At 42.3% G+C, this 11,557-nt stretch carries 14 protein-coding genes; 3 read left to right on the top strand and 11 right to left on the bottom strand.

The window, feature by feature from the left end:
* The 11 genes from ABYB02_RS10030 to ABYB02_RS09980 form a co-directional block, all read right to left on the bottom strand.
* On the bottom strand, positions 1 to 742 hold a 742-nt coding region (locus ABYB02_RS10030), incomplete at its 3' end, for a DUF1365 domain-containing protein (protein ID WP_372762326.1).
* A complete protein-coding gene (locus tag ABYB02_RS10025) occupies positions 735 to 1,991 on the bottom strand; it encodes an NAD(P)/FAD-dependent oxidoreductase (protein ID WP_372762325.1) in 1,257 nt (418 codons plus the stop codon). The genes ABYB02_RS10025 and ABYB02_RS10030, both read right to left, overlap by 8 nt.
* Positions 1,988 to 2,698 (bottom strand): SDR family NAD(P)-dependent oxidoreductase, encoded by a 711-nt coding sequence (locus tag ABYB02_RS10020; RefSeq protein ID WP_372762324.1) that lies wholly within the window; start codon positions 2,696 to 2,698, stop codon positions 1,988 to 1,990. Before ABYB02_RS10020 ends, ABYB02_RS10025 begins: the two co-directional genes overlap by 4 nt.
* Position 2,699: 1 nt before the next feature.
* Complete coding sequence (locus tag ABYB02_RS10015) at positions 2,700 to 3,128, bottom strand: nuclear transport factor 2 family protein (RefSeq protein WP_372762323.1); 429 nt, start codon at positions 3,126 to 3,128, stop codon at positions 2,700 to 2,702.
* 1 nt (position 3,129) lies between these two features.
* Positions 3,130 to 4,524, bottom strand: coding sequence for a deoxyribodipyrimidine photo-lyase (gene phrB, locus ABYB02_RS10010; protein WP_372762322.1), 1,395 nt, complete (start codon positions 4,522 to 4,524; stop codon positions 3,130 to 3,132).
* Positions 4,524 to 5,477, bottom strand: a complete 954-nt coding sequence (locus tag ABYB02_RS10005; RefSeq protein ID WP_372762321.1) for a YbgA family protein — start codon at positions 5,475 to 5,477, stop codon at positions 4,524 to 4,526. Before ABYB02_RS10005 ends, phrB begins: the two co-directional genes overlap by 1 nt.
* Before the next feature lie 23 nt (positions 5,478 to 5,500).
* Positions 5,501 to 6,175 (bottom strand): ChrR family anti-sigma-E factor, encoded by a 675-nt coding sequence (locus ABYB02_RS10000; protein WP_372762320.1) that lies wholly within the window; start codon positions 6,173 to 6,175, stop codon positions 5,501 to 5,503.
* The gene (locus ABYB02_RS09995) at positions 6,168 to 6,791 is read right to left on the bottom strand and encodes a sigma-70 family RNA polymerase sigma factor (RefSeq protein WP_372762319.1); all 624 of its coding nucleotides are present in this window, start codon (positions 6,789 to 6,791) and stop codon (positions 6,168 to 6,170) included. Before ABYB02_RS09995 ends, ABYB02_RS10000 begins: the two co-directional genes overlap by 8 nt.
* A gap of 68 nt (positions 6,792 to 6,859) precedes the next feature.
* Positions 6,860 to 7,438, bottom strand: a complete 579-nt coding sequence (locus tag ABYB02_RS09990) for an LON peptidase substrate-binding domain-containing protein (RefSeq protein ID WP_372762318.1) — start codon at positions 7,436 to 7,438, stop codon at positions 6,860 to 6,862.
* A 230-nt stretch (positions 7,439 to 7,668) separates the two neighbouring features.
* Positions 7,669 to 7,950 carry a hypothetical protein gene (locus ABYB02_RS09985; protein ID WP_372762317.1) on the bottom strand — a complete coding sequence of 94 codons (282 nt, stop codon included), beginning with the start codon at positions 7,948 to 7,950 and terminating at the stop codon, positions 7,669 to 7,671.
* A gap of 232 nt (positions 7,951 to 8,182) precedes the next feature.
* The gene (locus tag ABYB02_RS09980; RefSeq protein ID WP_372762316.1) at positions 8,183 to 8,533 is read right to left on the bottom strand and encodes a hypothetical protein; all 351 of its coding nucleotides are present in this window, start codon (positions 8,531 to 8,533) and stop codon (positions 8,183 to 8,185) included.
* A 155-nt stretch (positions 8,534 to 8,688) separates the two neighbouring features.
* Between ABYB02_RS09980 and ABYB02_RS09975 the strand changes: the two genes are divergently transcribed.
* The 3 genes from ABYB02_RS09975 to ABYB02_RS09965 all read left to right on the top strand — a co-directional run bounded on the left by ABYB02_RS09975 (position 8,689) and on the right by ABYB02_RS09965 (position 11,322).
* Positions 8,689 to 9,318, top strand: a complete 630-nt coding sequence (locus tag ABYB02_RS09975; protein ID WP_372762315.1) for a hemolysin III family protein — start codon at positions 8,689 to 8,691, stop codon at positions 9,316 to 9,318.
* 256 nt (positions 9,319 to 9,574) lie between these two features.
* Positions 9,575 to 10,006 carry a universal stress protein gene (locus tag ABYB02_RS09970; RefSeq protein ID WP_372762314.1) on the top strand — a complete coding sequence of 144 codons (432 nt, stop codon included), beginning with the start codon at positions 9,575 to 9,577 and terminating at the stop codon, positions 10,004 to 10,006.
* Positions 10,007 to 10,695: 689 nt separating this feature from the next.
* Positions 10,696 to 11,322: a trimeric intracellular cation channel family protein gene (locus ABYB02_RS09965; RefSeq protein ID WP_372762313.1), complete on the top strand. Its 627-nt coding sequence runs from the start codon at positions 10,696 to 10,698 to the stop codon at positions 11,320 to 11,322.
* Positions 11,323 to 11,557: the final 235 nt, after the last annotated feature.

Here is an 11,557-nt window from a genome sequence, read left to right as displayed (position 1 = left end):
CCAAAAATGGCACTCGTTTAATAAATAATTTTAACGCTTGGTAATAAATACCCTTAAAGATTGACCACGTCATTGCCGGAAAGCGTTTTAATAACGCCGTGATGTGTTGCTTATTAAGCACGCGGCGTTTTAGCCTTAACGTGGCGTCAAACAACAGTTCGCCATCTCGTTTATTAGCAATGTGGATCAAGGTTGTGTCCGCTGTGTGTTTAACGTGCCAATGGTAGTCCATATTCAAATCCATGAAAGGTGATACGGAAAACGCTTTGTTAAAGTTCACTTTGTGTTGTAACGGCACTAAATAATAGTGTCGCTCATTCCACGGGGTATTACTCACCTCGGCAATCATGTAATTAAACTGACTATCGCTGTGGCCAAAAAAATAAAAATTGACCGGAGAAAAGTAAATCCCTAAACAACGTAACTGCCCTAACAGGTAAACATGGCTAAATACCTCGCTGATCCCCAGTTCAGCAAGTTTGCCGTGCGCTCGTTGAATAAGTGAGCGCTCAGCGCGCTGAGCTAGGTTATTGGGGCTATCTGGGCTTGCGTTTATCAGGTAGTCGCGCTGATTAAATTTAAGTGCTTTAAACCCCGTTGTGCCGAGCTGGCTATGCACACTATCTAATTGTTGTGGGTTATGTAAATCAACCCACATCATGTACAAAGGATACTTAAACTGGTGGTTTTTTACCGCAAAGCGACGGTGTTTAATATCACCTACGTAAATAGCGCTAGTCAAACTCAACCCCTAGCTGCTTAGCAACATCGACGCCACTGCGCACGCCATCTTCGTGAAAGCCGTTATACCAATACGCGCCACAAAAAAAACTATTATTTTTGCCATCTAGGGTGTGTTTTTGTTGTTGAGCAGCAATCGATGCGTGGTTAAAAACCGGATGATGGTAAGTGAATTCGCGTAAAATTTTACTTTTATCTATGCCATCACGGTTATTAAGCGTCACGCAAAATTGAGTATCCGCGGCAATGCCTTGCAGAATATTCATTTGATAGGTCACCACTGCGGCTTTGTCGGTATTCTCATTGAGTAAATAGTTCCAACTCGCCCACGCAGCGGCTCTTTTGGGTAGCATACGCGTGTCTGTATGCAGTACCACCGAGTTTTCGCTATAAGGTATTGCGCCAAGGATTGCTTGCTCTTGCTCTGTGGCATCACTGAGTAGCGCTAGCGCCTGATCCGAGTGACAGGCAAAAATAACCTTATCAAACTCACTGTGCTCACCGTTAGCAAACGCTAGGGTTACTTTTTCGTGCGCTCTAAAAACTGATTTTATATGGCTATTGAGCTTAATTTTATCAGCAAACCCTTTAATTAGAGGGTTTATATACTCGCGCGAGCCACCGGGTATTACATACCACTGCGGCCTGTTAGTAATATCTAATAAACCATGGTTGTAAAAAAATTTAACAAAAAATTCCACCCCCACATGCTCCATTTCTTTAATACTGGTAGACCATATAGCGGCCCCCATGGGTAAAATATAATGGAATTTAAAAAAGTCATTAAAGTTATGCAGGGTAAGTAACTCACCAAGTGATTGCGCTGTTTGATAGCTGCCGTGCTGATGGATTGTTTTACATAACTTGTTGAATCTGAATATGTCGTAGAGCAGCCGCCAAAACGTTGGCCTAAAAATATTGCGCCGCTGGGCAAATAAGCTAGTAAAGGTATGACCGTTATATTCAAACCCTGTGGCCTCATTATGCACACTAAAGCTCATTTGTGTTTTTTGCTTTTGAACACCAATTCGCGCCAGCAGTTTTTCAAAATAAGGGTAGGTGCGATCATTAAACACAATGAAGCCGGTATCTATGGCATGAGTAATCCCCGCTACCTGCACATCGACGGTGGCAGTATGGCCACCAATGTAATTGTTTTTTTCAAATAATGTCACATCATAATGTTTATGTAGTAAGTGAGCAGCGGTTAATCCCGACACACCGGTGCCGATTATTGCTATTTTTTTCAACGAGCCAGTCCTTTTGCAATTTTAAGCCATAACGGCAGAGGGAGTATTCTTAACGCTTTTAAAATCAGAGTGAAACGGTAGGGAAAATGCACTTCTTTACGACGCTTAGCGATGCCCTTTATCATATAATCGGCGGCGGCTGTCGCTGTCACCGCCATAGGCATTGCAAAGTCGTTTTTTTTGGTTAACGGGGTTTTCACAAAACCGGGATGCACCAAGGTTACGTCCACATCGTTTAGGTCAATCGCTAAGCTTTTCGCTAAATAGCTAACACCAGCCTTAGAGGCACCATAGGCTTCTGAGCGAGGTAATGGTAAATAAGTGACACTAGAGCTGACCATGACCAACTGTCCACCGCGGGCTATTTTGGGTAATAACGCCTCTAAGCAATAGCCCATAGCAAGCAAATTCACCGAGATAACCCGCGCAAATAGTGCACTGTCGAAGTTACGCGCATCGTCGATATATTCACAGTTTCCGGCGTTAAGTATTACCCTATCAAAATGACTAAACTCGCCGGTAGCGGCTTTTACTTGCGCCAGATCGGTGGCATCAAATTCACAGCTTTGTATATTGCTGTGCTTAGCAAGTTCAGCCAGCTTATCGCTGTTACGTCCACACGCAATGACGGTATCGCCCTTTGCGGCATATTTAAGTGCTAATTGCTCACCAATACCTGAGGTGGCGCCTGTTATGAGTGTGATCATATTAGCTCGCTCGCTTATTAATAAATTTAATCACTGTGCCAAGTAGCGGTATGTGCTGATATAGCAAGGCACCGACATCAAAGTAATCACGGTGTTCGACTATTTTGTCATCTGCAAATAGTAATTTGCTGTGCCCCGCTACGCTAATGGTGTTGCCTGACGCGAGTTTTGCGTGTGCATAATGCATAGTCCAATAAATAAAGGCGCTGTCACCACAGGTATAGGAGTGGCTGATCTCAAACTGGCAATGCTTAACATTGCTGTATAAGTTTGCAAAATAGTGTCGTAGCGCTACCAGGCCGTTAATGCTGTGCATCGGATCAGTAAAAGCAATATCGGGACTGTATATTTCACTGAGTAAATCTAAGTTTGTACTATTTAACTTTTGATAAATGGCTATAAACTTATCGACCGGTAACGGCTTATCCATATCACACCTTAAATGCAGCTAATGCCCGCTCGCGGGCTGCTTTATGATCAACAATTGCAGGCCAATAACAGTGATTATCACTTTGCGTATCAGCTAAGTAGCTATGGGGAAAGTGAATCTGTTTATCGGGCACATGGTTAAGTTCAGGTAAATACTTACGTATAAATTTACCTTTTGGATCAAAACGCTGGCTTTGGGTAATCGGGTTAAAAATTCTAAAATAAGGCTGCGCATCACACCCAGTACTCGCCGCCCATTGCCAGCCACCATTATTAGATGCAAAATCGCCGTCGATCAAATGCTGCATAAAAAAGCGCTCACCACGGCGCCAATCTATTAATAAATGTTTCGTTAAAAAGCTGGCTACTACCATTCTTAAACGATTATGCATCCAACCTGTTTGTACTAACTGCCGCATGGCAGCATCAACCAATGGATAACCCGTACGCCCTTCACACCAGGCGTTAAAGTCGGCGTCACTGCTGCGCCATGTCAGTGCATTGTATTTTTCGTTAAAATTTTCACCGCGCGACAATTTAGGGTATTCGGCGATTAAATGACGGTAAAATTCGCGCCATACTAGTTCATTGATCCAAGTAAAGGTTTTACTTTTAGAAGTGGTTAAAATATCGGGATAGCGCAATTGAATGGTGATCAATAATTGCTTGGTGCTCACCATCCCCAAAGCAAGATAAGGACTCAGACCCGAGGTGCCTTTAACACTGGGAATATCACGCACGTCGTCATAGTGAGCCAGCTTATCGCAAATAAAATTATCCACGATGCGAGCAATAGCGTCATCATCAACCGGCCACTTTTCGGAGCAGCCATCACTGTGCAGTAATTCACTGTCAGCGATGCTAATGGGGTTATCGCTCAACGGCCAAGGCGGCACACTAAAATGACTATCTTGGTGTTGTTTTAACCATGCACGCTTGAATGGGGTAAACACTTTATACATTTCGTTACTTTGATTTTTAACACTGCCTACCGGCGCAATCAAATCGCCTTCATACAAGGTAAATGTAATGCCTTGCTTATCACACTCAGCTTGCACCGCTTTGTCGCGGTTTGCTTCATTAAGTTCGTATTCGCGATTGCCAATAATGTGGGCAATATTATTGGCGTGGCTAAACTGCATAAGCTCAGTTACGCAATCACAAAAGTAAGGGGCGGCAATAACGTGTAAGCGAATACCGTATTGTGCAAGCGCGTGTTGTAAATAGTTAACGCGGCGCTTAATTAAATCTATTTGCATTGGCGCAGTGTGGTGCTGCTGCCATTGTTTATCGCAGATAAAAAAAATGGCGTGTTTAGCACCATTTTCCAGCGCTTGAATTAGCGCCTCATTTGCAAAAAGGCGCAAGTCGCGCCTAAACCAAAATAATGTGTTCATTAAATACCGTAGCGTAGTTTTAGTTCATTAGGGTATGGGTTAAAAAACACCTGTTTTTCAAGATACTCATTAGGATGTACTTTCAAATGGTGTTTTAATAGCGTAAGCGGCACGTACAGAGGCACTAAGCCGTCGTTATATTCATCTATTGCGTTACGCAGCTCTTGCTTTTCAAGCGAAGACAAATCTTTTTTAAAATAACCTTGCAAGTGCATCAGCGTGTTAGTGTTATTTTTGCGCGAGGCTGGTTTTTTCAGGCCATTCATTAAACCTAAAATATACTCATCGGCTAAGGCACTAATATCATCACCCTGATAAGTGCCAAGTAGATTACCTAAGTCGCGGTAAGCTTGGTAGTTGTGCGCCATTAGTAAATATTTATACTGTGCATGAAATTGCGTCAGGCGGTGCACGCTTAGCGGTTGTTTTATCACTGTTTGCCAATGTTTATAGGTATACACCCGCATGACAAAGTTCTCGCGTAAGTGCATGTCATTTAAGCGACCGTTTTCTTCGCACGGTAATAACGGGTTGTGCTTCATTATTTGTTCGGCAAAAAAACCCACCCCTTCGGAGGTATTGCCGGTGCCCGCTTCGTTGTATATTTTAATGCGCTCCATGCCGCAACTGGGACTTTTCGCGCAAAATACAAAGCCACTCAGCTCCTTAGCTTGCTCAAGGGCTACTTTTTTTCCGTATTCGGTCAGTGCAGGGCCTACATCGCCACTGCCATCGGGGCGACACACTTTAATAGTATCGCCTACGCGCACTTGGCGAATCGTCGGCCTGGGAATAGGTAAACCCACTGCGACTTCGGGGCAAAAGCGAGTGTATTCAACATGCTTTGCAAATTCATCCATACAAAAATTAGAACGTTTATGGCCGCTATCAAAACGCACTTTATCACCTGCTAAGCAAGCACTAATGCCTATTTTAATGGTATCTGTTTGCATAATATCCCTACTAAACTGTACTGTTAATAAATCAAATTACCTATTGGATTAAGTAACTTACTGAGTCCTTTATTAAAATGTAGCGCACTGCTAACCACAGTAAAGCATAAACAGCCCTCTTTTGTTACTGGGGTATGTAAATGGCTGGCATCTTGGTAAATAAAGTCTCCGGGTACATAGTGGCCGTCTTCATCACTAAACTCACCATTTAGCAACAAGGTAATTTCAAACCCGGTATGGGTATGCTCTGGAATTTCGCCACCCGCCCCGATGTGTAATAAGCTTGAGCGTAGAGGGCCATCATCAAGTGCAATGCGTGAGCGAGCAATTTTGCCTATTTGGGTAAATTTACTGTGCGAGATACGCGTTAGTGCACGGGGTAGCTGGTACTGTTGCTGACCAACATTCACGGTAACAGGGGCAACTGCGTAGGGGTCATCAACACCCGAATCTGCCGTAATGGCTGCAAATAAGTCAGCCGCAAAATCATCATCAATATCAGCGTCATTGCTGTCGCTTGCAGGTGGCACGCTGTCATTAAAAATTTGCGCCGCGTTAGCCGCTTCTACTTCTGCCACTTTAGCTTGGCAAACCGGGCACATATCTACATGTATCGATACTGCTAAACTGAGCGAAGCACTGAGTGTTGCTGAGCAATATTGTGTTAGTAAAGTGTCACTCGGGTGATGTTTAATCATGCTGATCTCCCATTTCGTTACGTAATTTTTGCAAGGCCAAACGTAACCGTGATTTTACCGTGCCTACTGGAATATTAAGTTGTTGTGCAAGTTGCTCTTGCGATAGATCTTGAAAATAAACGCCCCGCACTACTTCGCGCTGTGCAGCAGGCAGTTTATCTAGGTAACGCTTAATTTGCTGATCTTCTAAGTGGTCGCTAAATTCGTGCTGTGTGGCTTCTGACTCGTTTAACAGTGGCCAAATGTCTTCACTGATGTTTTCTTCTTTATTACTTTTCATTTTACGCAGCATATCAAAAGACGCATTACGCATAACCGTATAAACCCAGGTGGTTGCAGCGCCTTTATCACTATTGTACAAATGTGCTTTTCGCCACACTGAGGTTAAAGTTTCTTGCACCAGCTCCATGGCCTGTGCCTCAACGCCAAATTGCTTAATACCAAAGCGTTTAATTTTTGGTGAAAAATAAGAAAACAAGTAAGCGAATGCTTGTTTATCGCGAGTTTCAGCAACATCAACAAGTGCTTGCATTAATTGCGTGCTTGGCGTTTCTGGCATGGCAGTATAGTTACCTGTGTTAGGCTCACAACGTTGTGACGGCTGTTGACTTACCATAATAATTGTTCCATTTATGCTGTTGTAGCAGTTAATACGCTAAAGCTATAAATGTCGATCAACCTTCATTAGGTAAATTCGTTATTAATAACAGTATGGAGGAAGGTCAGTAACTTATCAAAATTTGTTTCGAACGCAAGTTGCTGTTTTTTATTGATAGATATAGGTAATAATTCCAGCCAGCGGGCAACAATCCAGCATAACTTATCAAACTGAGTATGTTTATATAAGGCACGTAGTTCTGGGTTGTTAGCAAACACGCCTTGTAAGGTGTCGTGTAAGTGCTGATGCTCGCCAATAGCGTGATGCGCTTCGTTATACCAATAAGGTGTATTTCTGCTCGACACTTCAGCGATACGCAATGCATCGCTGTTGAGCTCAACCGCTTTTATTTGCACGCTTTTCATTGCCAATACGTCAATTAGTAGCATTCCGCTATCGTCTTGATCAAAATCAATAATGTCCACTAAACAGCCTTGCGCGGCAATGTTATAAGGCGTGTCGTGCTCAAAGCTGCACAACACAAAGCCGCTATTATCTTTGATGGCGTTTTTCACCATGGTTAAGTACCTAGGCTCAAATATGCGCAGGCGGGTATAACCGTCGGGGAGAATAAATAAAGGTAATGGAAAAATCGCACGTTTCATAAAGTCTACTTGTTTCAAACATTCTGCCTTTATTTACGTGCGTTTTCACAAAGTCGATCAGCGTTAATGCTATGAGGCTAATTAGTTATAGCTAAATATTAAACCAGCTACCGATATTTTTAACTAACTGCACGCTAAAGTACACGCAGAGCATACTTACCACCGGCGTCAACATTAAAGCAAATAACCCTAGTTCATAGCTCATTGAAACAGTCCTTATTCTGCAGTAATTATTGTTGCGCTGTGGGTTTGCAGGTGGTTGCCACACGCTCATTTGGCTCTGCGCCCAGTAACACAGGGGGAGATATTAAGCCTTTAAGCACTGCGTCGGCATTGACAATCAGGGTGTTTTTAATGGAGCTTTCAAGCTCGTGCTTGGTGTTTGCTATGTAGTGGCTAAGCGTTTCTGTAAGTATATCAGTTACATCAAGGTCTACTTCGTTCGCGTGTACATGCGCTGTGCCTAATACTAATAAACCTGCCATAGTGAGTTTAATTAACGTATTCATCATGGTTTTCCTTGTTTGTGTATTGTTGAATCACAATGACATAATCAAGGGCTGTGCCAGTCTATAATATAATTATAACTTGTTGTAAGTATTATGTATTATTCAAATTAAAGAATTTTAAAGCGCGCCAGCGTTGGTTAATCTAACAATCACATTAATATTTAGGCTAAGTTTTAGTCAAAATTGCACGCGGTATTTTTGCAGCGTGAGTGATAGTACAAAATAATTTTAGCCCTTAGGCCGTTGTGTGCTTCGCTTTACGACCAAGGCGATAGGCGTCGGCGACGCTAAACAACCAAATAATCCCCATAATGTATAAATACCGATACTGTACAAGTGCCGCGCAGTGCGCCGAGGGCTGCTTAACGGCCGCTGATATATCAGCATAGCTTGCACCAACGCGCCCTGCGACTATGTCATTGGCAATACACTGCGCCACGGCAAACACATCCACTAAGGTTAAAACAAAAAAAATCGAAAATACCCCAGCAAAAATAGCGCCTATCCGGTGCTTTTTTAACACAAAGTGCCCCACTCCAGGGTAAGTTAACGCACTCAATAATGCCGCTTTTATAGCCTGTGTCATTTATCGTTTCTCCGTTGCTGCGACTGGTATAATTTATAGACAATAATACTGAATCAGTTAGCATTTTAAGCAAGCAAAATTTTTTAAATTTACTGATTGAGAATTTCAGCGTACACATGTACACTGAAAATAATTAACAAGTGGTAGGATCAGTTATGACAACAAACGCGCCGTATTCGCACAAAGAAGAACAACTCAATGTAATTAGTCACGCCATGGGGGTGCTCTTTGCTATGTGGGTGATGTGGGATTTATTTCAGCAATCCGAGGGCGTTAAAGCGTATATCAGCACTACTATTTATAGCGCTAGCATTTTTATCTTGTTTATTTCCTCGACGTTATACCACGCCAGTATTCAGCCGAAACTAAGAGCATTTTATAAAAAGTGTGATCACTGCGCTATTTACCTGCTTATTGCCGGTACCTACACACCGTTTTTACTGTTGTCGTTAAGCGGAGTCTGGTCGTGGGCGACGCTGAGTTTTATTTGGTCGGTAGCCGTAGCGGGTGTGGCGTATAAAATACTGGTAAAAAATGGCAGTAAAAAAATATCTCTGGCCACCTATTTACTGATGGGCTGGTTTGCTCTAGCCATTATTTATCCGCTGTACTTAAACATTGATATAAACGCCCTGTACTGGCTACTTGCCGGCGGTATTTCCTACAGCCTAGGCACAGTATTTTACAGTGCCAAAAGCACCCAGTTCAGTCATGCCATTTGGCATTTATTCGTCATCGCTGGCTGCGTTTGCCACTATATTGGCATCAGCCGTTACGTTTATTAGCAGTTGTAAGGGTAAATTTAAAATCGGGTTAGATATAGGGTTAAGAGTAATAAAGACCGCAATCTCAGACTCATCAATAAGCATAAATTGATGGGGTATTGTTACTTTTGGTGCCTTATTGTTATTTATTGATCGTAATCAATAGATAACCTTTTAATACTGATTATACTTAATTTGTTGAGATGGAGCCGAGTCTATTCTTATCAGGTTGGTAATGCATTGAAAGAGCTGATTTTAAATTGTGGAGGAGAATAATATGCGAACAGGTAATATTTTATGGCCTACGGATTTTTCTGATACCGCATCACATGCTTTACAATATGCCATTGAAATGGCGAATTTATATCAAGTAGGCATTCGTATTTTACACATTGTTGATCAGCCATCAGATAATGAGAATTATATGATCCTTGCGATAACTCCCCAAGAGTTAGCTAAAAATATGGAAGACGCTGCGGCGAGTAAAATGCACGAGTTATTAGCTCAGTTGCATACTGATTTAAAGATTGAAACAGTTATTCGACATGGTGATGCCATTAATGAGATTTTAGCTGAGACTAATAGCGGGGATGTAAGCATGGTAGTAATTGCCAGTCATGGAAGGACCGGAGTTTCTCATTTTTTGAATGTTAACGTTGCAGAAGCGATCGCCAATAAAGCTGATTGCCCAGTGTTAATTGTCAAATAAAATGGGCGCGTATCTATTGTCCCGCTGCGATTTTATACGGGACAAAGTGGGCAGTACGTTGGGTAAAAATGTGAGTTGTGCAAACGCCAATACACGGTTTACCTGCCCTTAGGTGAACGTTTCATACTGGGGCAGGATCAACGTAAATTTTTTACAGCAGTAGCTACTAATTTTTTGCACTCATTGCGCAGGTATTCATTGTAGACGTATTTTAGCTGCTAGCTTAACTCTATCAATATTCTGGTCTTTTCCTCTTGAATTGACTAAATAATGAAGCGGCGCATTTGGCACTTACCAGACGCTGATTATGTAATATTCCACCCATGTTACGTTTAACACTTCCCCCGTCATCATGCCCTGAAAATAAGTTATTGCTGAGTAATGCAGCGCATGGATGCAGACAGTAACCCAACTTCAGGAATGAGTTATTTGCAGTAGAGTAAGCTTGAATAAGGTATTTTAATCTCTGATCCCTAAACATAAACTAACAAGTGAAAGCCAATCGATAATACAAAACGCCTATGTTAATTGACAGTGCCTTTTTCCGTTGGCTTTTGCTGCGCTCTACCTAACCTAGGTAACATCACGCTAAAGCCGTTGCTGCGATTAAATATTCAGCCACAATAAACGTTTAACTACTTACACTTTGAGTTCATAACAGCAACCTTACTACCCTAAGGAAGCCACACATGGCGTTTGAATACTTTCATTATTTAAGTTTAATTGGGGTCGCTTTTTTTGCTATATCGGGCACCCTTTTAGGCCACGAAAAAAACATTGGTGGCTTTGGCGTGGTTGTTGTGGGCTCCGTTACCGCTTTGGGTGGCGGTACGCTGCGCGATATTTTATTAAACCAGCCGGTATTTTGGATTGCCCACGCCGATTATTTATACGTGACTTATGGCGCTATATTTATTGCCGTAGTGTTTATTCGTCATCTCCCGCATGTGTCTAATTATTACATGCTGCTGGTGGATGTTTTAGGCATGGCAATATTTAATATTGTCGGTATCGAAAAAGCATTAATTGAAGGCTCCACCATGATAGTGGCTATTACCATGGGCATGACCACAGGTATCTTTGGCGGACTCATGCGCGATGTTATATGCCGCGAAATTCCATTGGTCATGCGCGAAGAGCTGTATTCTACCGCCTGCGTGTCTGGTGGACTAACCTATGCTGCGCTATTTATGCTGGAAGTGTCTTATATTTGGTGTATTTTAGGCTCTTTGTTTATTACCGTATTTTTACGTTTAGGCGCACTACATTGGGGCTGGCAACCGAATTTATTCAGAAAAAGAACCGTTAAAAAGTAATAATCCCTAGATGCGCTATAACCTTACCAATTGTTATTTTCGTGCTTATGCTTATTTAGCTATAAGTCACTGAAATAGCCACGCTTGCTGCTTAACAGCAAGCGTGATTATGTTGCATAAACTGAGTGCTGGTTATTCATAACACTATTATTTAGCTACTTTAATGGTACTGCCTACTCTAGCGGGCTTAGGCAGCTGGGCAAACTGCTGTTCAATGAGTTTTAAACGTTGTAGT

The organism is Pseudoalteromonas sp. (genome assembly GCF_041613455.1).
Classification (GTDB): domain Bacteria; phylum Pseudomonadota; class Gammaproteobacteria; order Enterobacterales; family Alteromonadaceae; genus Pseudoalteromonas.
This window is presented reverse-complemented; position numbering and strand designations above follow the sequence as displayed.